A 20,993-nucleotide genomic window follows, 5' to 3' on the forward strand; every position below is an offset into this window, starting at 1 on the left:
TCTACCCTCGCTGCGAACAAAAAAGCCCCGCCGTTTCAACGAGCGGGGCATGGAACATGTCATCTCGCGGCTCAGCCGACCTTCTCCTTGGCCGCCTGCATCCGGCGCCGCAGAATCGGCCCCACCACCACCGGCAGCACCAGCCCGATGATCGCCACCAGCCACAGCCCGATGGAGAGACCGCTACCCCAAAGGATCGACCAGTCGCCGTCGGAGATCTGCATCGCGTGACGCAGGTTCTTCTCCATTTCCGGCCCCAGCAGCAGGCCGAGAATCACCGGGACCAGCGGAATTTCCAGCTTGCGCAGAATGTAGCCGGCGACGCCGAAGGCGATCATGAAGTAGAGATCGAAGGTCGAGTGGCTGATCGAGTAGATGCCCACGAACGCGACCATGGTCACGATCGGCAGCAGATACATCGGCGGAACCGACAGGATCTTCACGAACACGCCGACCAGCGGAATGTTGAGCAGCAGCAGCATGAAGTTGCCCACCAGCAGTGCGGCGATGACGCCCCACACCAGGTCGGCATTCTGCGTGAACATCAACGGCCCCGGCGTGATGTTGAGCGACACCAGCATCGCCAGCAACACCGCCGTGGTCCCGCTACCCGGTACGCCAAGCGTCAGCATTGGCACCAGTGCGCCGCTGGACGCGCCGTTGTTGCCCGATTCGGGCGCAGCCACGCCACGCGGATCGCCTTCCCCGAAGTAGCCCTTCTTGCCGACGATCTTCTTTTCCAGCGTATAGGTGATGAAGCTGCCCAGCGACGCGCCCGCTCCCGGCAGCACACCGGCGATGAAGCCTAAAATGCCGCCGCGCACGGTGGTCGGCATGATCGACAGAATTTCCCGCCACTTCAGCTTGAGCGGGTTGACCTTGATCATCTCGCGGCCGGCGCCGGCCTTCTCTTCGATGAAGAACAGAAGCTCGGATACCGCGAACAGACCGACGATGGCGATGATGAAGTCGACGCCTTCGTAGAGCTCTAGCACGCCGAAGGTGTAGCGCTGCGTGCCGGTGGAGAGATCGATTCCGACAGTGGCGATGATCAGCCCGATCGCTGCGGCCATCAGCGTCTTCATCGGGTTCTTGCCGGTGATACCGCCCAGCGTGGCGAAGGCCAGCACGAACAGCGCGAAGTATTCGGCTGGGCCGAAGGTCAAGGCGAAGCGAGCCAGCAGCGGCGCCAGCAGGATCAGGCCAATGGTGGCGATCAGGCTGCCCATGAAGGAGGCGATCGCCGAAATCGCCAGTGCTTCGGCGGCCTTGCCCTGGCGAGCCATCGGGTAGCCGTCGAGACAGGTCATCATCGCCGGCTCGTCACCGGGAATATTCAGCAGGATTGACGAGATACGTCCGCCATACATCGCCCCGGCATAGACGGCCGTCAGCATGATCAAGGCGGTTTCCGGCTTGAGGCCGAGGGTGAACGCCAGCGGAATCAGGATCGCCACGCCGTTGGCCGGGCCCAGACCGGGCAGCGCGCCGATCAGCGTGCCGATGAAACACCCCATCAAGGCGAACATCAGGTTCTCGGGCTGCAGCGCCACGCCGAAGCCGAGGGAAAGATAGTGCAACGTTTCCATCAGTTCATCTCCAGCAGGCCAAGCGGCAGCGGCAATTCCAGTCCATAGGTGAACAGTACGAACACCACCACACCGCTAATCAGCCCGGTGAGATAGGCCTTGATCGGCCGCGCGCCCATGCGCCAGCAAAGCGTGCCGACCGCCAGCGTGGTCGAGACGATGAAGCCCAGCGGCTCGAGCAGCAGCGCGTAGACGACCAAGGTGACCACGGCAATCCCCAGCTCGCCAAAGGTCCTGGCGACCGGCCAGTGATTGTCGGGGTCGGGCTTGACGATCATGTAGAGACTGCAGATGGCCAGAATCACGGCCAGCAGCTTGGGAAAGGTCTCCGGGCCAACGGCTTCCGACCCCCCGAAGGGAACCGGAAACCGGGTGGCGCCGTAGTAGTAGGCGACGGCGATCACCAGCATGATCAGACCGAAGACGCGATCATTGAACTTGCTCATTGAATCAGCCCGATTTCCTTGGACAGCGACTGGATATCGTTGATCTGCTGCTTGACGAAGGCCTGGAATTCACCGGAATCCGGGTGGAACGGCATCAGACCGTTGCTTTTCATGACCTTCTTCCACTGATCGCTGGCATAGAGCTCGTCGACGGCATCGACCCAGTACTGCTTGGCGTCTTCGTCGATGTCGGACGGCATGTAGAAGCCGCGCCAGTTGGGGCCGACCGCATCGATGCCCTGCTCTTTTGCGGTGGGGATATCGGCCAGATCGCCGGGGAGACGCTCGTCGGAGAGCACCGCCAGCACGCGGAGATCGCCGGACTCGAGGAAGCCCTGGGTTTCGGTGATGTCGCCGGTGAATGCATCGACGTGGCCGCCGATGACCTGCGTCATCGCTTCGCCACCGTTGTTGTAGGAGAGATACGGAATACGCGGCAGATTCTCGACACCGGCAGCCTTGGCAGCGATCAGCACCTTGAGGTGATCCCATCCGCCATTGGCGCTACCGCCGGCGAACTTGACCGAACGCGGGTCTTCTTTCAAGGCGCTCATCAGCGAGTTGAGGTCCTGATAGGGAGAATCCTTGGATACCGCGATCACGCCGTAGTCGGCCCCTACGGCACCGATCCAGTTGACCATGTCGGCGTCCATGCCAGGGAACTGGCCCTGAGCCAGGCGGGTGGTGGTCGCCGTCGAGGCCGCCACCAGCAGCTGGTCGTCACCCTTGCGCTTGCTGACGGTGTGAGCGAACGCGACGCCGCCACCGGCGCCTGCCATGTTGATGGTCTGAACGCTGGCCGGCACGAGCTCCAGCTCCTCGAGCACGTTACCCACGCTGCGACAGGTAAAGTCCCAGCCGCCACCCGGGTCTGACGGAGCGATACATTCGACCTTGCCAGCAGGCTCGAACGCCATGGCGCCACTGGCGGTCAGGGCCAGCGCTGCAGCGGCCACCCAACGGATCGTCTTGCTTGCAAACATGATTATTCTCCTCGCTGATAGAGCGGAGTTATCCCTAACGCTGACACCAACCTTACAGTTCCGTAAGGTAGAACTTTGTTTCCATGGGCGGAAATTAGGGTGAAGTCATGTAACGGTCAACGGCGCGAACGCAAAAGCCGACTAAAGTTCAATGCCCCGATATTCAATTCGTTTACAATCGCCCGCCAACGCGCGATGGGCGATGCCATCGCTGGTTCATCGCACGAAGAACGGTGAAGGAAAGTGGATTCCTCGAGCGCCGGCGTATCCGATAAACGCGCATAGACGCGCACCGGGGTATTCTGTCTCTTTCACCTGCAGGAGTTTTCCATGCCCCTGAAGTTGCTGCTGATAGAGGACGATCCTCTGCTCGCCAGCACCCTGACCGAAACATTGACCGTCGAGAATCAGCGCGTCGAACGGATTGCCGATGGCGGCGAAGCTCTGGACCGCCTTTCCTTCGACCATGACTACGACCTGATCCTGCTCGATCTCAACCTGCCGAATCGCAGCGGCCTCGAGGTACTGGAGGCGCTACGCTCACGTGATCGACAAACGCCGGTCCTGATCCTCACTGCCAGGGCAGCGATCGAGGATCGGGTCAAGGGACTCGATCTCGGCGCCGACGACTACCTCGCCAAACCTTTTGCGCTCGACGAGCTGGAAGCCCGGGTTCGCGCGCTGCTGCGCCGTCGTCAGAATGATCCGAGCGAACCGCTGATGCTCGGCTCGCTGAGCTTCGATCGCCAGCGCCAGCATTTCACGTTGAACGACACCGCCTTGTCGCTGCCACCGCGGGAGCACCGCCTGCTGGCGTGCCTGATCCACTACGCCGGCGAGCCGGTGGACAAGGCACGACTGCTCGACGAGGCCTTTGCCGGCGAAGCGGTCGGCGACAATGCCATCGAGGTCTATGTACATCGGCTGCGTCGTCGGCTCGCGGCGTCCGACGTCAGACTGCGCACGGTGCGAGGTATCGGCTATCTGCTGGAGGTCGAGTGACCTCATTGCGACGCTGGCGTCTGTCACATCTAAGCCTTTACCGGCGCCTGATGGTCTGGCTGCTCTGCCCGCTGGCGCTGCTGGTCGCCATCATGCTGGTGCAAGCCTGGCTGGCCTCCCGCGAGGCGGCCGATCGAGCCTTCGACCGGCTGCTGGACGCGGCATCGCTCTCCATCGCCGAGCAGGTTCGCTGGCAGCAGAGTCGGCTGTGGATGGACCTGCCCCCCTCGGCGCTGGAGATGCTCGCCACCGACGCCGAGGAGCGAGTGTTCTACGCGCTCTACGACGCCCAGGGGCATTTCGTCACCGGCAATCGGTCACTTCCCTCCCTGCCTACCGAGAACGACATTCAAATGAACTATGGGGACGTGACTTCCCAGGACATGCCGCTCCGGCTCGGGGTCCTGCGTGCTCGTCTCGAGGGCTGGGATCGAAGCGATCGCTTCGAAGTCAGGGTGGCGCAGACGCGCGAAGGCCGGCAAGCCCTGGCCAATCAGCTGTTCCTGGCAAGTTTCGTCAATATCTTGATCATTGCCGGCCTGGCCGTGGTGGTCGTCCTGCTCTCGGCCCGCTTCGCGCTGGAACCGCTGACGCGACTGCGCCGCGCGATCCGCCAGCGCAACCCTCGGACACTGTCACCGCTCGAACTGGCTCTGCCCCTCGAACTGGCTGAGCTACGTCAAGCCCTCAACGAACTGCTGGCCCGCATGCGTCGCGTTCGTGCCAACCAGGAGCGTTTCATCGGCGATGCCTCTCACCAGTTGAAAACGCCGCTGGCCGGACTCTCGACCCGCGCGGAGCTGGCCCTGCGGCAGTCGGATCCGGCGGCCTGGCACGAGGCGCTTGCCACCATGCACGGCACCGCCACCAAGACCGCGCGGCTGGCCGGCCAGTTGCTGTCGCTAACCCGGCTCAACAACCCCGAAGCGACGCCGACCAAGCAGGCCGTCGATCTCACGGCGCTGGCCCGGCGCTGCGTGAGGGAGGCATTTTCCCGCCACCATCGCCGTGGCATCGACCTCGGCGTGGAGGTCCCGGAGCATGCGGTGATGGTCTCCGCCAACGACTGGCAGCTGGAGGAAGCGCTGAATAACCTGATCGAAAACGCCTCAATCTATGGCGCCAGCCAGGTCACCGTTCAGGTCACCGATGCACCGGCGCGGCTGACGGTCACCGATGACGGTCCGGGCATTCCCGAGTCCCAGCGCCTGCTGATGCTGCGCCCTTTCCACCGCGGCCAGGAAACCGGCGACGGTAGCGGCCTAGGGCTGGCCATCGTCGACAGCATTGCCCGCGCCCACGACATCCGCTTAAGTCTGCAAGCCGCCCATCCCGACCACCCCGAGCGTCCCGGCCTATGTATCGCCCTGACCTTTTCATCCGACGCCTCATCCAACGCCTGACAACGGCGCCACACCGTACCCGGCGTCTCGCCAGCGCCTTGCTGGCGCTCATGCTGCTGATGACGGCGCCTGCGCAGGCAAGGACACTACATTTCACTGCAGACGCCGAGTCGTCCCAGCCGTTGACCATTTATGGTGTCGTCGACCCACCGCAGGTGTACCCGCTACTCGCGGACTTTCACCAACGGAATCCGGATATCGCGATCACCTATCACAACCTGGAGACACTGGCGCTACATGCGCGGGTACTTCAGGAACGTGACACGCCACGGGCCGACGTGATCATGTCGCCCGCCATGCCATGGCAATACCAGCTCGCCAACGAAGGACTCTCGGCCCCCGTCGACTCGCCCGCCGCCGCGGCCTGGCCAAGCTGGGCTCGCTGGCGTCAGGAGCTGTTCGGCTTCACCTTCGAGCCCATCGTCATGGTCTATCGGCGAGATCTCGCCGCCCGCATGCCCCCGCCGGAAAGCCACGCCGAGCTCCTGAGCCTGCTACGGCAACGGTCCGCTGAACTGAGCCACCGCGTGGTCACCTACGATCCGCGCTTCAGCGGCGCCGGCTATACCTATGCCATCGAGGATGCCAGGATCTCGGCCCGTTACTGGGATCTGGTCGAGGCGCTCGGCCATGCACACAGCGAGCTGAAGACCACCACGGCAGCGATGCTCGAGGGGCTCAGCGAAGGGCGCTACTGGATCGGCTACAACCTGATCGGCTCCTACGTCCAGGATTACGTGGCCGAACATCCCGAACTGGCCATGGTCGTGCCCAAGGATTATGCGCTGGTGCTGCAACGCCTGGTCATGATGTCTCGCAACGCGCCGCATCCCGTCGCCGCACAGCGCTTCATCGATTATCTCCTGAGCGCACCAGCCCAGCGCCTTCTCGCGACGCGGACGACCCTGGGCGCCGTGCACCCGTCGATCGACGGGCTCGGCACCGCGGCAGACCTGCGCAAGCGACTGGGAGAGGCGATCCGCCCCGTGCAGATCGGCCCCGGCCTGCTGGCAACGCTGGATACACTCAAGCGTCAGACGCTGCTGGAACAGTGGCAACAAGCCTTCAAGAACCACTCGACCTACGCCGACGGGCCGCTGGCCGACCCCTCTCCGCTCCCCCGACCATCGCAGGAATGAGCATGGCAGACATGCGTACCGTAGATATGAGCACCGTAGACATGAGCACTGCAGGAATGAACACGCCATGAAACGACTCGACCAACTCGTCACCGCCCACGTGCGTTCGCGCACCCGGGCGCAACGCCTGATTCGCCAGGGCTTTGTCAGCATCAATACAGGGGGAAAGTGGCAGGTCGCGACCAAGCCCGGCGAGAAACTGCCGGAGACGACGGCACTGCATATCGCCGAAGCACCGGAAGAACGCTACGTCTCGCGAGCCGGCCTCAAGCTGGAAGCGCTGCTGGAGACGTTGGACCGGCGCCTCGACGGCTTCACCGTGCTCGACATTGGCCAGTCCACCGGCGGCTTCACCGACTGCGCGTTACGCTACGGCGCGACAAAGGTCATCGGCATCGAGGTGGGACACGATCAGCTCGATGCCTCCCTGCGTGACGACGACAGAGTCATCTGTCTGGAAGGCACCAATGCCCGCCAATTGCCGATGACGCAACTGGAGGCCCTGGCACCTGGCGGCATCGATGCCGTGGTGATGGACGTCTCGTTCATCTCGCAGACGCTAATCCTGCCGGAAATTGCCCGCGTCCTGCGCCCGGGTGGCGAGCTCTACTCGCTGGTCAAGCCGCAGTTCGAGGTCGGCCCCGGCAAGGTCGACTCGCGGGGCATCGTCCGCGATGCCGAACTCTATAAAGGAGTCGCCGATACGCTGCATCAGACCTGTCGCTCTCACGGTCTCGACATCGACCACTGGCAGGAAAGCCCGATCCAGGGTGGCGACGGCAATCGCGAGTTTCTGCTCCACGCACTGCGCCGTTGAACGTCGCTCTATTTCCGAGGCGGTGCGATCAACGACCGCCGTCCCCTCCTCCATCGCCGCCACCATCGTGCCCGGCGCCACCGACTTCTCCATCGCCCAGGTGGCCATCGTCACCACTGCGAGACTGGCGTGAATTCCGGGGTGCCGCCGGCGTCGGGGATGCCGAGTCGGGCTCCGCCCCCAGCGCCGCCTCGTTCCCGTTGGCGCTCTGGACCTTTGTCACCTGTCCGTTGTCGCCATGCAGCCAGACGTCCATCTGGTTGAACGCCACGCGGATGCCATGCTCCTTGAACAACTGATCCAGCCGGCGGTTGATCTCGTCGCTGGCGTAGAGCCGATCGAGCAGATCGTTGACGAAGATCCGCAACTCGAAGTTGAACGATGTCGGACCGTAGCTGAGGCAGAACACCTGCGGCTCGGGATCCCGCAATACCCGACGGTTTTCGTCCGCCGCCTGCCGCATCAGCCGATGCACCTCGTCGAGATCCGAGCCATGGGCCACGCCATAGGTCAGCACGACTCGGGTCACGTTATCCGACAGCGACCAGTTGATCAGTTGATCGGTGACGAAGGTCTTGTTGGGAATGATGATCTCCTTGCGGTCGAAATCGGTCACCGTGGTCGCCCGGATACGAATGCGGCTGACCGAGCCGTGGAGCTGGCCGAGCGTGATGGTGTCGCCGATCCGCATCGGGCGCTCGAACAGGATGATCAGGCCTGAAATGAAATTGGCGAAGATCTCCTGCAGGCCGAAGCCCAGCCCCACGCCCAACGCCGCCACCAGCCACTGCAGCTTGTCCCAGGAGACCCCGAGCGTGCCGAGCGAGGCCACCACCCCGGTCCCCACAATGGTGTAGGAAAGCAGCGAGGAGATCGCGTAGGCGCTGCCCTGCTTGAGCGTCAGGCGCGACAGAACCATGACCTCCAGCAGACCGGGCAGGTTGCGCGCCAGCATCATGGTCAGCGCCACCATGACCAGCGCCACGACGATGTCCGCCACCGTGATCGGATCCAGGGTCATCGCCTCGCCCTGCCCACGCTCGATTTGCCACACGCTGACGTGATCGAGATAGGAGAAGACTTCAAGCAGGTCCGACCAGATCAGGTAGAAGGCGAAGGTAAAACCGATGAACAGGATCAGCTTGGAGAGTCGCAGCGACTGCTGGTTGACCTGCTCCATGTCCAGCGGCGGCTCCTCGACCACCTCGAGCCCGCCCTCGGCCCCTTCCTGAATCTGCGCCCGCCGACGTGCCACCGCCCGGCGATAGGCCAGGCGGCGCTGTGCCACCGCGAGCCCACGCACCACCGTGGCCTCGACCAGGATCCACAATCCGAAGAGATAGAGCGAATTGATGAATCGCCCGATCAACCGCAACGCCGCGTACTCGTAGCCCAACGCGATCAGCCCGGCCAGCACCAGCGGCACCAGCGCCAGTGCCAACCCCAGCAGCAGGCGAAACAGCTTGAGCCCGAAATAGGGGACATGCGCCAGGATCAACCGCACCAGGATGACGCTCATCGCCAGCAGGCCGGCCAGCAGCAACAGCAGGAACAGCGGTCGACTGGATAGCTCGGCCTGGCTGCCGGGCGACGTGCCACTGATGAGAATGACGGGAATGAGCGAAATTCCCAGCCAGAACAGCAGCCGGCGCAGCCGGGCCACGTAGCCGGTCGACCAGTGGAAATGGCGTGTCGCCACGCCGTCCGACACCAGCAGTCGACGAGTCCAGCCAATGACGCCCCATGCCAGGGCGAGCTGCAATAGCGACTCACCCACCCGCTCGGCGAACGCATCGCTGCCCAGTCTCAGCAGCCCGCCGATCACGGCCAGCAGCATGGGGCCATGGGCGGCCAGCAACGCGTTGTAGAGAATCGCGCGCGGGGTATGCATCTGGGTGTCGCGCTTGAGACGGCCGATCTGCTCATGAAGATTGAGCAGCCGGACCTTGATCCGGCGCCTCGCCATCAGCAGCACGGCAGCCAGAATCAGAACCGGCACGACCGCCAGCGCACGAAGATCCGGCACCTGCCAGAAACTCGCCAACGCCTGTGGCCAGGCATCTCCACGCACCTGGCTCGCGAGGAGACCGGGCGCATCCTGCCACCAGCTCAGCGTCAGCGGACGCGAACTGGCGACCCAGAACAGCTGCTCCTCGATGACGCCACGAAGCGACGTGGTGAGTCCGGCCAGCTGCTCCTGGTTGAGCTGAAGATCGATCGCCACGGTCAACAGGTTGCCGTATTCGCGATCGAGCTGTTCGAGGATTTCGCTCCGCGACTGGAACAGCTTCACCAATGAATCGATCAACGCTGGCGTCACATCAATATCGGTATCGGCCAGACTCTTTTCGGCCAATGCCCTTGGCTGGCGAAGGGCGTCCCGCTGTTCGACCAGATCGAACTGACTCAGCCGCGTTTCGGCGATCTCTTCCTGCAACCCGCCCAGTTCGTCCACGTCCGGGAGGGCTCGGCGCTGCTCGTTGAGGATGCGCGACAGCAGCGGGCTGCCGCGGATCGCGTCGATCTGTTCGTTGAGCGTACGCTTGATCTGGCGCACGCGATCGAGCTGCGAGCGGATATCGATGGCCCGCCGGATCAGATCGTTGGTGCGGTCGGTGACCTCGAGCAGCTGGTCGCTGAACTCGCGATTGGTCGCCTGAATATCACGCAGCACCGGATGCGCAGCGATCGCTGCCCGATCTTCTTCTCCGATATCGGCGACGGCCTTCTCCGATTCGGCACGCCGCTGCCGGTCGAGCGCCGCCCGCAATGCATTCAGGCGGGCTTCTTCGATGGCAATCTGGCGCTGGAGCAGGTCGCGGCGCTGGGCATCGAGCTCCCGAAGCTGCGTGTTGTTGGCCAGTTCCCGGCGATGATACTCGGCTTGCAGCTCGGCCAGCGCGAGTTCCAGTCGATAGCGTGCCTGGGCCGGATCGAAGGTCTGGGTTTCGTCGCTATCGGGCGTCTGGAGCTGTGTTCGTGCCTGTTCCGCATCGGCCATCGCCTTGGCAATGGCCGACTGTGCCCGCTCCGGCCGTGTCTCCGCGCTGATCAGCCGCGCGTTGACCGAAGCCAATTGGCCTTGCAACGCTTCGAGCCGATCCAGTGCTTCGGAGGTTTTTCGGCCCAGGGTGTCCACCATGAGCTCGTCGAGAGCATCGGCTGCCGGGGCGTCGTCATCGCTCAGCGCGGAAAGCTGCCTCTCGAGTTCGCGAATACGCTGAGGGGCCTGCTGCGCCGAGCTTTCGAGCATCTTCAGTTCCTTGCGCAGCGCCTCCAGTGAATCCAGCGTCTGCAACGCGACGCCCAGATCCTCCAATTCCGTCTGCTGCTGCTCATCGGGCGTCTCGATCTGCTCGAGTTTCTGCTGTTCGGCAGTGAGCGTGTCGTGCGTCGGCAGGCTTTCCTGCTGTTGCGCCAAGGCGACAGTGCTTGTCATCAGTATGCACAATGCCAGCGCGAGGAACGTGATACGCTGAGCCGCTTTTTTGACGACCGAAACAGCTTTGACGACAGAGACAGCAGGCGCAGGCGCCCAGGCGGTCATTATAAGAGCATTGGCCCTCGTGGATTTGAACGCCCTCTGAGCAAGAGGCTCTGGTTGACTGACATACTCGCTCCCGGCCGGATAATCCGACATGCCCTCTCCTCGTCAACTCCGTTCATGCGGCCACCGTCGCGTTCGCGCGGTGCGATTCCTATCGAAGTCGGAGTTTACCGCCAGGGCGAGCGGATTCCGAGGCGTCCGTTAACCGCGTTTGCCGAGTTTGACTTAAGCCGACGACATGCTAGAAATCGTCACTACTTAATACGAAGCCTGATCTTCATCGACCTGATCGCGCTTCTATCCACTGGATTACCTTGACAGGACAGTCTTATGACGCCCATTCGTTCGCTGCGCGATACCAGCCTTCTACTATTGGGGATGCTGGCTACCCCATTAGCGACTGCGCAGACACCGGACAGCGATGGCGACCCGGTTCAACAAGCGAACGAGCAGGCCGAAGTGCGCCGTAACCTCGAAGCGGAAACCGCCGAGAACCCACTCGCGATCACGACCTATCGCCGCAACTACTTCCTGCCATGGACTTACAACGCTAACCCGGACGAGGCCGATTTCCGCCAGATCACGTCCGAGGGCGACATCGATGAGTCGGAAATCAAGTTCCAGTTGAGCTTCAAGATCAAGCTGCTCGACGACATGTTCGGAGACAACGGCGACCTCTATTTCGCCTATACCCAGCGTAGCTGGTGGCAAGCCTACAACTCCGAGGCATCGGCCCCCTTTCGCGAGACCAATTACGAACCCGAGGGTTTCGTGAGCTTCGATAATCGATGGACGGTGCTGGGCTGGACCAACACCATCAACCGGGTCGGCTTCGCGCATCAGTCCAATGGCCGTTCGGACCCGCTGTCACGCAGCTGGAACCGAATCTATGCCGAATCGATATTTCAGCGTGGCAACTGGGCGTTCAGTGTCGCCCCTCACTGGCGCATTCCGGAAAACGACGAGGATGACGACAATCCCGATCTGGAGAACTATATCGGCTATGGTGACCTGACCGTGGTCCGCGCCTTCGGCGACCAGGAAGTTTCGTTGATGGTTCGCGGCAACCCCGGCAAGGCACACTATGGCGGTCAGCTCGACTACTCCTTTCCGCTGTTCGGCAAGGTTCGCGGCTACCTCCAGTACTATCAGGGCTACGGCGAAAGCTTGATCGACTATGACCATGACGTGCAGCGTTTCGGCCTCGGCTTCAGTATCAATACCTTTTTGGCCGGCATCCCTGGCACTCGTTGATCCCTGCAGATAGCCTGTCTATGCTGATCCACGTTAATTGACTGTCAAAGGAAGACGACCATGACCATGCAATCCATCGGCGGCAACGGCTCCGAGCGCGAACGCGAAGCTTCTACCGAGCAGCTCAAGGAAGATCTGCGCAACCTGTCGCAGACCGTCGAAGAGTTGATCCACGCCACGGCGGACGACTCCCGTACCAATATCTCCGAAATGCGTGAACGCGCCCAGCAGCGCCTGCAGGAGACACGTGGACGTCTCGAGGCCCGCGGCGAGAAGCTTTATGCCAGCGCCAAGGATCAGATGGACGCCACCGATCAGTACGTGCACGAGAATCCCTGGACGAGCATCGGCATCGGCGCCGCCGCTGGCGTCGTTCTGGGGCTGCTGCTGGGGCGTCGTTGATGGCGGGTCCGGCTGAAAACGTCATCACCGCCGCCCGGCGGCTGATCGCCAACCTCATCGCCAGTGGCGAGACGCGCCTGCGTCTCGCCGTTGTCGAATGGGAAGCCGAACGCGACCGAATGTTGACCCTGCTGCTGCTGGCGGGCGCCGGCCTGATCATGCTCTCCTTCGCCATCGGCATGCTGCTTCTGCTGGTCGTGGTGGTGTACTGGGAGGATAACCGCTTGCAGGCCATCGGGATCTGCTCGGCGGTGCTTTTCGTCATCGCGGGCGCGCTGATTCTCTCGGCCAAGCGAGTGGCCAAACAACGTAAGTTGATGGCCGCGACCTTGCATCACCTCGAACGCGATCGAGAGGCACTGGGGCCTTCCCATGACTGAACGGACTCGGCAGCAGCAGATCGACGACCTCGAGGACGAGATTCTCCAGCAACGCCTCGACATGACGTCCGCCATGCGTGAATGGCGCGATGCCACGGCACCGATCGACCATGCCTGGGAAAAGATCGTGAGCTGGAAGGTGCCGCTGATGGCGATCGGCAGTCTGGTGGCCATGCGCAGCGCGCGCAAGCCACGTTCGACGGGTCGGCTGTTTCGTCGCGCCCTGACCGGACTGCTGATGTACAACCGCGGCAAGGCACTCTACCGGGCGTCTCGCGGGCGCAATCGCTAAGCGACGCCATACTCGCTCTTCAGCCTCAGAAGCGGCCACTATGACCTAGTGGCCGCTTTTTCGTTCAGCCTAGAGCGACTGACCACAGGCGACGCCGGACGCCCAGGCCCACTGGAAGTTGAAGCCGCCCAACTGGCCCGTCACGTCCAGCACCTCGCCAATGAAGTAGAGTTGAGGCAACGCATTGACCGCGAATGTCTTCGAAGAAATCGCATCGGTATCGACGCCGCCCATGGTGACTTCCGCCGTCCGCCATCCCTCCGTGCCTGCCGGCTTGAACTGCCATGCCCCGAGCCCCTGCGCAATCGTCTGAATATCGCCATTGGAGAGCTCGGCCATCGGCCGATCCTTCCATCCCTGCCATTGGAGCAAGGCCTGCGATAGCCGCTTGGGCAACACCTCTCCCAGCCAGGTTCCCAGATGCCGGCGAGGCGCTTCCTGGCGCAGCTTGCGCAGGGTCTCCTCGACAGGAATCGATGGTAGCCAGTCGATCTCGACCGCCATTCCCGGCCGCCAGTGGCTCGACGCCTGAAGCATCGCCGGCCCCGACAGGCCACGATGGGTAAAGAGCAGCGGCTCCTGGTACTGACCATCTCCGCATCTGGCCGCCACCGGGCAGGAAAGGCCGGCTAGCGCCGCCAGCGATGTCTTCCACTGCGACGTCACGGTGAAGGGTACCAGTGCCGCTCGCGTCTCGGTCACCTCGAGCCCGAACTGACGAGCCAGATCGTAGCCCAGACCGCTGGCTCCCAGCGTCGGGATCGACAGGCCGCCAGTGGCAACGACCACGGCCCCCGCCTCGACCCTGGCGCCATCGATCTCCAGCCGCATGCCGTCGCCGAGACGCTCGATGTGGTTCACCGGTGTGGAGAGCGAGACCTCCACGCCCGCCCACTCGCACTCGGTCAACAGCATGGCGACGACATCCTTGGCCGAATGGGCACAGAACAGCTGCCCGGGCGCCTTCTCGACATACTCGATGCCATGCCGCTCGATCAGCTCGACGAAATGGTGTGGCGTGTAGCGCTTCAGGGCCGAGATCGGAAAATGCGGATTGCGCGAGAAGAAATTCGCCGGCGTGGTCGCGAGGTTGGTGAAGTTGCAGCGTCCGCCACCCGACATCAGGATCTTCTTGCCGGCCTTGTTGGCATGATCGACGACGCGCACCCGAAGGCCGCGATAGCCCGCCGTGAGCGCGCACATCAAGCCGGCCGCGCCAGCGCCGATAATGACGACGTCGTAGGTTTTCATGTCCGCACCGATCTTGCCTTGCTGGTTGGGCGGGCATTCTAACAGAGCCATTTTGCGACACGCCCTTTTCATTCGGCAGGGGTTGAGGTACTAACGAGTAGCAAGACTTCACAACGTATCGACAGCCCTATACTTACACTTTGTAACGCAGCGCAGACACCAGCCCACTATGACAATGATATCGGTGACCCGCTCGACGCCCGCTCTTTTCCACAGACGCCTTCCGTCACCGTCGACACTGTCGAGCCTGTCAACCGCTGCCGCGCTACTGTTCGGCTCGATCCATACCGGCTCGGTATTCGCTCAGATGCAGAGTGATGCACCAATCGCAGTGATCGGCGCCACCGTCGACACCTCGATCTGGCAAGACCCGGTCGAAGCTCTGGGCACCTTGAAGGCGGACGAGAGCGTTACCCTTTCCTCGACGCTCACCGGCACTGTCAGTGCCATCAACTTCGAGGACGGCGACAGCGTCGAGGCCCGTCAGTGGCTGGTCCAGCTCGACGACGAACAGGCCCAGGCAGAACTTCGGGCCGCCCAGGCGCTGCTTGATCAGCGCCGGAGCGCCCTCGACCGCGCCCAACAGCTTCAGGATCGCAATTTGGGCGTACGTGCCACGCTCGAGGACAATGCCGCGCTGGTCAGGCAGAGCGAAGCGGAAATCGATGCCATTCGCGCCCGGCTTGCCGATCATCGGTTACGCGCGCCCTTTGCAGGCACCGTCGGGCTGCGCGACGTCAGCGTCGGTGCGCTGGTGACCCCCGGCACCGAGCTGGTCACGCTGGACAAGCTCGATACCATGAAGCTCGATTTCACCGTACCGGCAACGCTGCTCTCGGTGCTGCATCCTGGGCTCACGCTCAGCGCCACGACACCGAGCTATCCCGACGCCACGTTCCGTGCAGAGGTCGCCACCCTCGGCACCCGAATCGACCCCGTCTCCCGAAGCCTGGTGGTGCGCGCCAATCTGGACAATCCCGACGGGCGCCTGCTGCCGGGCATGCTGATGGAAGTGCAACTGAACCAGCCCGCCCGCGAGGCGCTGACGATTCCGGAGAGCGCGCTGGTGCCCGATGGGGAACGCCAGACCGTCTGGTTGATCGAACCCGGCCAGCCCGCCAGCGTCACGCGTCGGGAAGTCGCCATCGGCGAACGCCGCCAGGGTGAGGTCGAGATCACCGATGGTCTCGAGAGCGGCCAGCGTATCGTGACGCATGGCACCCTCAAGGTACGCGAAGGCGACCCCGTCGAACTGATCGCCGAGGACGTCAGCGACGGTGACATCAAAGAAGTCCTCGAGCGTCAGCGCCGCGCCACCGAATCGCAGATTAACGAATCGCAGTTCAACGAATCGCGAGCCAGAAACTGATGCGGATTTCCGACCTATCGATCCGTCGTCCGGTCTTCGCGACCGTCGTCTCGCTGCTGCTGATCGCCTTCGGCCTGCTGGCCATGGAGCGCCTGCCGTTGCAGGAGTATCCGGCCATCGATCCGCCCATCGTCAGCATCGAGACCAACTACCCGGGCGCCTCCGCCAGTGTCGTCGAGACGCGCATCACCCAACTGCTCGAAGACCGCATCGCCGGTATCGAGGGCATCGTCTCGATCGAATCCAGCAGTGCCGATGGCGAATCGGAGATCGACGTCGAGTTCTCGCTGGATCGCGATATCGACGGCGCCGCCAACGACATTCGCGACCGGATCTCGTCGGTAGCCGACAACCTGCCCGACCAGGCCGAGCCGCCGGAAATCGAGAAGAGCGACAGCAGTGACGACGTCATCATCTGGCTGTCGCTTTCCGGAGAGGGTTACACCATTCCGGAGCTGACCGATTATGCCAACCGCTATCTCGTCGACCGCTTCTCGACCCAGAACGGAGTGGCCCGGGTGCGCCTCAGCGGCGGCAAGGAGTACGCGATGCGGGTCTGGCTGGATCGCAACGCCCTGGCCGCGCGCCAGTTGACCGTCGACGATGTGGCCGATGCGCTGGAGAGCGAGAACGTCGAACTGCCGGCCGGCTTCCTCGAATCCCGCGATCGGCAGTTCACCCTGAGAATCCCGCGCAGCTTCACTACCGCCGCCGACTTCCAGAACCTGGTCGTCGCCCGCGGCAACGACGGTTACCTGGTACGACTGGCTGACGTGGCGCGCGTCGAGGTCGGTTCGGTAGAGGAGCGTTCGCTGTACCGAGGCAACGAGGTACCGATGGTGGGCCTCGGCATGATCAAGCAGTCGACCGCCAGCGTGCTGGAAGTCGCCAACGGGGCCAAGTCGGAAATGGTCCGGCTGCAATCCACGCTACCCGAAGGCATGCAGCTGTCGCTCAATTTCGACTCGTCGGTGTTCGTTTCCGGCGCGCTGCATGAAGTCGTATCGACACTGTTCATTGCCATGGGGCTGGTCGTGGTGGTGATCTTCGTGTTTCTCGGCAACATACGCACGACCCTGGTGCCCGCGGTAACAGTACCGATCTCGCTGATCGGGACCTTCATCTTTCTGGCGCTGTTCGGGTTCACTCTGAACTTGCTCACGCTGCTGGCGCTGGTGCTGGCGATCGGGCTCGTGGTCGATGATGCAATCGTGGTCATCGAGAACGTTCATCGCCGCATGGTGGTCCACGGCGAGACGCCCCTGGTCGCCGCTTTTCGGGGCACCCGTCAGATAGGCTTTGCGGTCATCGCCACCACGCTGGTGTTGATCACCGTCTTCATCCCGTTGAGCCTGCTCCAAGGCGATATCGGTCGCCTGTTCTCGGAGTTCGCCCTGACGCTCGCCGCGTCGGTCGGCCTCTCCTGCCTGGTGGCACTGTCGCTGGCACCGATGCTGTGCTCGAAACTGCTCAGTCCGCGTATGCATGAGAGTCGTATCAGCCATGGCGTGCATTGGCTGCTGGACCGTTCGCAGACGATCTACCGACAGGCACTGCTACGGGCGCTGCGTTGGCGCTGGATCGTGGTCGGACTGTTCGCCCTGGTGCTGGCACTCACCGCCTGGCTGTTTCAACAGCTGCCCAACGAATATACGCCCCAGGAAGATCGCGGCGCCTTTTTCGTGCTGATCGAAGGGCCGCCCGGCGCGACCTTTCACTACATGCAGGATTACTACGACGAGATCGAGGCCCGCCTGATGACGCTGGTCGACGCCGGCGACATCAATCAGGTGTCGGTTCGCGGTCCCCGCGGCTTCGGCAATATCGAGAACTTCAATGATGGCATGGCCGTCGTTACGCTCAATGATTGGGGCGATCGACGATCGGCCTGGGATATCCTCGCCGACGTCCGCAGCCGGCTGTCGGATCTGCCCGGCGTCACTGCCACGCCGGTGATGCGCCAGGGCTTTGGCGGCCGGGTCGAGAAACCGATCCAGTTCGTCATCGGTGGCAGCACCTACGAACAGCTGGCCGACTGGCGCGATCGGCTGCTGACTCGCATTCGAAGCGACGACAGCAGCGGCCTCGAGGCGGTGGACAGCGACTACAAGGAAACCCAGCCACAGCTGCGCATCCAGATCGACTACAACCGTGCCGCCGCGCTGGGCGTTACCGTGAGCACCATCGGCAATACCCTGGAGACACTGTTCGGAGGCCGTAACGTCACCACCTATGTCGACGGCGGCGAAGAGTACGACGTCATCCTCGAAGGCGAACGTGACAATCAGCGCGCCCCAAGCTCGCTGGACAACGTGCAGGTACGTTCAGCGGTCAGTGACGAGCTGATTCCGCTGGCAAGCCTGGTGTCGGTGTCGGAATTTGCCGGTGCCAGCGAGCTCAACCGCTTCAACCGAATGCGCGCGATCACGCTCGAGGCCAATCTCCAGGGAGGGGTCGCGATCGGCGACGCGCTGGCCTACCTGCAGGGTATCGCGGAAGAAGAGCTGCCCAGCGAAGCTGGTCATCGACTACAAGGGGCCCTCCCGGGATTACCAGGAAGCCAGCGGTGCGACGACCTTCCTGCTCATCCTGGGCATCGTCGTGGTCTTCCTGGTGCTGGCTGCCCAGTTCGAAAGCTTCGTGCACCCGCTGGTCATCATGCTCACGGTACCGATGGCCATCAGCGGCGCCTTGCTGGGCCTATGGGCCAGCGGGCAGTCCCTCAATATCTACAGTCAGGTGGGGCTGGTCATGCTGGTCGGTCTGGCCGCCAAGAACGGCATCCTGATCGTCGAATTCGCCAATCAGTTGCGTGACGAAGGTCAGGCCTTCTCCGACGCGCTGGTCGAGGCTTCCGTGACTCGGCTCAGGCCCATACTGATGACGACCGTCACCACCATGGCCGGCGCTGTCCCCCTGATCCTGGCTTTCGGCCCTGGTGCCGAATCGCGCATCGTCATTGGCACCGTCATCTTCTGTGGCGTTGCCGCCGCGACGCTGCTGACGCTATTCATCGTTCCGGTGGCCTACAACATGCTAGCGCGACGTACCGGTTCACCCGGCGACATCAGCCGACGTCTCGAACGCGAAATACACGGTCACGAGACACGAGACACGAGACACGAGACCAAGAAATCAATGGGTGAGACTTGGCTACCACACGAGCCTAGCGAGGAACGGAATTGCAACTACACTAGGGTAACCGTAACCATGCTGCTGCAATGGTGCCATTGCATTAGCCAGTCGGGAGGTCATTCCATCGAACCGGAGGGATGAACATGAGTCTGTTCCATCGTGACGACAAGGAAGCCGGGGCTAGCCGTATCGATGAAGACATGGCGGCCGCTGCCGAGCGCGCGCCCCATTTGGGAGATGATCCGATCCGGGAGGAGCCTGCATTGGCACCCGAAGAAGAACCGCTTGAAGAAAGCATCGACGAACCGTCACCCTACGCAACGGCTTATCTGACGCGTGACAGCTGGGCGAGCCGCTCGCGTCGCCGACTGAACGACCAGATCAGCGACACCTGCGAGAGTTGCGACGACTTCGTACAACGCAAGCCTTGGCAGAGTGTCGGTATCGCCGCGTTGGGCGGCGCGCTGATGACCCTGCTGTTGAACCGGCGCTGATAGCCGTTTTCCACTTGATCGGTCACGTGCACCGATCCACACATTGACGAATGGTTAAGGACGATCCATGAGCCGTAATTACCGTGAAGACACGCGCCATTACTACCGGGATGCCAAGCGCCGCGGCCGCAAGAGCCTCGATCGGGCCCGGCATCGCGCCGACGATATCAGCCATGAGCTGGTAGAAAACGCAGAAGAGGCGTGGCGCGAAACTGACGATTACGTTCATCGCAACGCCTGGAGCAGCATGGGTGTTGCCGCCCTCGCCGGGTTTGCCATTGGCTTCCTGGCCGGCCGTCGCTAACTTCCTTCACTGTCGGCCCCGTAGCGGCCGGCAGCCGAGTGTCGGCTGAATGAAACGGCCCCGCAATGCAGTTCATGCATCACGGGGCCGTTTCCGATTCGAGAGTCGGGTACCCCACTGCCTGGTAGACGCAGGACAGCCTCTCAGGCTCAGGTCTGGTCCACTCCCAGACGACCGCCTCTTGCCCAATCTTCCTGCTCGGTTTCCTGAAAAAATATCTGCACCGACTCGGGCGACTGACCGTATGCCTGCACGAAAGCATCGGTGATTCGCTCGGCAAGCTCGCGCTTCTGCTCGACGCTACGGGGGAACTGCTGGATTGTCACAATGGGCATGAAGGACTCCTTCAGGATGAGAAATCGGCACGTTCGATCTGTTCGGCCAAGGCTTCGCGCAAATGGCGTAACGAATCCACATCGCTGCTGTCAGGCCAGAGCCACACTCGTCGCCCCGAAAGATCGATAGCGGAGAGCAGCGGACCCAGCCGAATCAGGCGACACGTCTTCGTTTGCCAGGTACGGGCATCGACCGAGCTTTCCCAGACCGGTCGTTCCCGTTCGTATGCGCAGCGCAGGTACAGCTTCTGCGGCGCCTCGAGATGCTGGCGATACCCCGCCACAATGGCCACCATCGCAATGATGGCAGCAATCCGATAATCGACCCACCAGCTCGCATAGAGTGCCAGTCCCCCTCCCAGCAGGAGTTGAAAGCCCAGCGATAGCCTAGAGCGCTTGATGACGACTGCGGTCAGTGGTTTCGGCATGTTCGACGATCATCTGGACGAGGCGACGCATCTCCGGATCCTGCGGCCATTCGCGACGCATCAGCCAGGTAAAGAGATCCTGGTCTTCCTGGGCCAGCAGCTCACGATAGAGCTCCTTGTCCCCGGCGGGCAGTCCGTCGTAGCAGGCCTCGAGAAACGGCATCAGAAGCAGGTCCAGCTCCCACATGCCGCGTCGGGAATGCCAGTAAAGCCGTCGACGCGTGACATCTTCGTTGTCTGACATGGACTATCCTCGATCCCGTGTACTGAATGAATGTGTCGCGCTGCATTATACCCAAGGGAATCCCCCACCACTATTCGGGAACGCGCGGTGACCGGCTAATGCGTTGTTTTCTCGAAAGTTGCGAAGTATGCTGAGACGACAATAACAGACGTCGGACGCCCATTGTGCGGTCTCCCACC

Annotated in this window: 19 protein-coding genes and 1 pseudogene; 12 read left to right on the top strand and 8 right to left on the bottom strand. The window is 62.6% G+C overall.

Features of this window, described 5'->3' with window-relative positions; all coding sequences use genetic code 11:
- Window positions 1-71 precede the first annotated feature (71 nt).
- The 3 genes from CCD76_RS01855 to CCD76_RS01865 are packed head-to-tail and all read right to left on the bottom strand — an operon-like array spanning window position 72 to window position 3,018.
- Window positions 72-1,589 carry a tripartite tricarboxylate transporter permease gene (locus tag CCD76_RS01855; RefSeq protein ID WP_087717869.1) on the bottom strand — a complete coding sequence of 506 codons (1,518 nt, stop codon included), beginning with the start codon at window positions 1,587-1,589 and terminating at the stop codon, window positions 72-74.
- Window positions 1,589-2,035: a tripartite tricarboxylate transporter TctB family protein gene (locus CCD76_RS01860; protein ID WP_087717870.1), complete on the bottom strand. Its 447-nt coding sequence runs from the start codon at window positions 2,033-2,035 to the stop codon at window positions 1,589-1,591. The genes CCD76_RS01855 and CCD76_RS01860 overlap by 1 nt, the downstream gene beginning before the upstream one ends.
- Complete coding sequence (locus CCD76_RS01865; RefSeq protein ID WP_087717871.1) at window positions 2,032-3,018, bottom strand: Bug family tripartite tricarboxylate transporter substrate binding protein; 987 nt, start codon at window positions 3,016-3,018, stop codon at window positions 2,032-2,034. Before CCD76_RS01865 ends, CCD76_RS01860 begins: the two co-directional genes overlap by 4 nt.
- A gap of 330 nt (window positions 3,019-3,348) precedes the next feature.
- Between CCD76_RS01865 and CCD76_RS01870 the strand changes: the two genes are divergently transcribed.
- The 4 genes from CCD76_RS01870 to CCD76_RS01885 all read left to right on the top strand — a co-directional run bounded on the left by CCD76_RS01870 (window position 3,349) and on the right by CCD76_RS01885 (window position 7,379).
- Window positions 3,349-4,020, top strand: a complete 672-nt coding sequence (locus tag CCD76_RS01870; protein ID WP_306298780.1) for a response regulator transcription factor — start codon at window positions 3,349-3,351, stop codon at window positions 4,018-4,020.
- Entirely contained in the window at window positions 4,017-5,423 is a 1,407-nt protein-coding gene (locus CCD76_RS01875) for a sensor histidine kinase (RefSeq protein ID WP_256961037.1), read from the top strand. Before CCD76_RS01870 ends, CCD76_RS01875 begins: the two co-directional genes overlap by 4 nt.
- The gene (locus CCD76_RS01880; protein ID WP_087717872.1) at window positions 5,378-6,562 is read left to right on the top strand and encodes an ABC transporter substrate-binding protein; all 1,185 of its coding nucleotides are present in this window, start codon (window positions 5,378-5,380) and stop codon (window positions 6,560-6,562) included. The genes CCD76_RS01875 and CCD76_RS01880 overlap by 46 nt, the downstream gene beginning before the upstream one ends.
- 67 nt (window positions 6,563-6,629) lie before the next feature.
- The gene (locus CCD76_RS01885) at window positions 6,630-7,379 is read left to right on the top strand and encodes a TlyA family RNA methyltransferase (protein WP_087717873.1); all 750 of its coding nucleotides are present in this window, start codon (window positions 6,630-6,632) and stop codon (window positions 7,377-7,379) included.
- 28 nt (window positions 7,380-7,407) lie between these two features.
- On the opposite strand, the gene mscK is transcribed toward CCD76_RS01885, so the two are convergent.
- Window positions 7,408-10,926 (bottom strand): mechanosensitive channel MscK, encoded by a 3,519-nt coding sequence (gene mscK, locus CCD76_RS01890; RefSeq protein ID WP_087717874.1) that lies wholly within the window; start codon window positions 10,924-10,926, stop codon window positions 7,408-7,410.
- A gap of 330 nt (window positions 10,927-11,256) precedes the next feature.
- Between mscK and CCD76_RS01895 the strand changes: the two genes are divergently transcribed.
- Genes CCD76_RS01895 through CCD76_RS01910 form a run of 4 tightly spaced genes read left to right on the top strand, consistent with a single transcriptional unit; the run spans window position 11,257 to window position 13,254 of the window.
- The gene (locus tag CCD76_RS01895) at window positions 11,257-12,180 is read left to right on the top strand and encodes a phospholipase A (protein WP_087717875.1); all 924 of its coding nucleotides are present in this window, start codon (window positions 11,257-11,259) and stop codon (window positions 12,178-12,180) included.
- Window positions 12,181-12,240: 60 nt separating this feature from the next.
- Complete coding sequence (locus tag CCD76_RS01900; protein WP_087717876.1) at window positions 12,241-12,582, top strand: DUF883 family protein; 342 nt, start codon at window positions 12,241-12,243, stop codon at window positions 12,580-12,582.
- On the top strand, window positions 12,582-12,962 hold the full coding sequence (locus CCD76_RS01905; RefSeq protein WP_087717877.1) for a phage holin family protein: 381 nt from the start codon (window positions 12,582-12,584) through the stop codon (window positions 12,960-12,962). Before CCD76_RS01900 ends, CCD76_RS01905 begins: the two co-directional genes overlap by 1 nt.
- A complete protein-coding gene (locus CCD76_RS01910) occupies window positions 12,955-13,254 on the top strand; it encodes a YqjK-like family protein (protein ID WP_071232829.1) in 300 nt (99 codons plus the stop codon). The genes CCD76_RS01905 and CCD76_RS01910 overlap by 8 nt, the downstream gene beginning before the upstream one ends.
- Window positions 13,255-13,323: 69 nt before the next feature.
- Here CCD76_RS01910 and CCD76_RS01915 read toward each other — a convergent pair whose 3' ends face one another.
- Window positions 13,324-14,556, bottom strand: a complete 1,233-nt coding sequence (locus tag CCD76_RS01915) for an NAD(P)/FAD-dependent oxidoreductase (RefSeq protein ID WP_373419392.1) — start codon at window positions 14,554-14,556, stop codon at window positions 13,324-13,326.
- 118 nt (window positions 14,557-14,674) lie between these two features.
- Here CCD76_RS01915 and CCD76_RS01920 point away from each other — a divergent pair, with 118 nt between their 5' ends.
- The 4 genes and pseudogenes from CCD76_RS01920 to CCD76_RS01935 all read left to right on the top strand — a co-directional run bounded on the left by CCD76_RS01920 (window position 14,675) and on the right by CCD76_RS01935 (window position 19,807).
- Entirely contained in the window at window positions 14,675-15,874 is a 1,200-nt protein-coding gene (locus CCD76_RS01920; RefSeq protein WP_087717878.1) for an efflux RND transporter periplasmic adaptor subunit, read from the top strand.
- A pseudogene (locus CCD76_RS01925) lies at window positions 15,874-18,967 on the top strand (efflux RND transporter permease subunit); the annotation flags it as partial. The gene CCD76_RS01920 and the pseudogene CCD76_RS01925, both read left to right, overlap by 1 nt.
- A gap of 185 nt (window positions 18,968-19,152) precedes the next feature.
- On the top strand, window positions 19,153-19,503 hold the full coding sequence (locus CCD76_RS01930) for a DUF883 C-terminal domain-containing protein (RefSeq protein ID WP_143543246.1): 351 nt from the start codon (window positions 19,153-19,155) through the stop codon (window positions 19,501-19,503).
- Window positions 19,504-19,570: 67 nt separating this feature from the next.
- A complete protein-coding gene (locus CCD76_RS01935; protein ID WP_071232833.1) occupies window positions 19,571-19,807 on the top strand; it encodes a DUF883 family protein in 237 nt (78 codons plus the stop codon).
- 149 nt (window positions 19,808-19,956) lie between these two features.
- On the opposite strand, the gene CCD76_RS01940 is transcribed toward CCD76_RS01935, so the two are convergent.
- The 3 genes from CCD76_RS01940 to CCD76_RS01950 are packed head-to-tail and all read right to left on the bottom strand — an operon-like array spanning window position 19,957 to window position 20,814.
- Complete coding sequence (locus tag CCD76_RS01940; RefSeq protein ID WP_087717880.1) at window positions 19,957-20,142, bottom strand: tautomerase family protein; 186 nt, start codon at window positions 20,140-20,142, stop codon at window positions 19,957-19,959.
- A gap of 11 nt (window positions 20,143-20,153) precedes the next feature.
- The gene (locus tag CCD76_RS01945) at window positions 20,154-20,570 is read right to left on the bottom strand and encodes a hypothetical protein (protein WP_087717881.1); all 417 of its coding nucleotides are present in this window, start codon (window positions 20,568-20,570) and stop codon (window positions 20,154-20,156) included.
- Window positions 20,530-20,814: an FAD assembly factor SdhE gene (locus CCD76_RS01950; RefSeq protein ID WP_087717882.1), complete on the bottom strand. Its 285-nt coding sequence runs from the start codon at window positions 20,812-20,814 to the stop codon at window positions 20,530-20,532. Before CCD76_RS01950 ends, CCD76_RS01945 begins: the two co-directional genes overlap by 41 nt.
- Window positions 20,815-20,993 lie beyond the last annotated feature (179 nt).

Origin of the sequence: Salinicola salarius, assembly GCF_002179555.1 — a bacterium.
In the GTDB taxonomy this organism is placed as follows: Bacteria; Pseudomonadota; Gammaproteobacteria; order Pseudomonadales; family Halomonadaceae; genus Salinicola; species Salinicola salarius_A.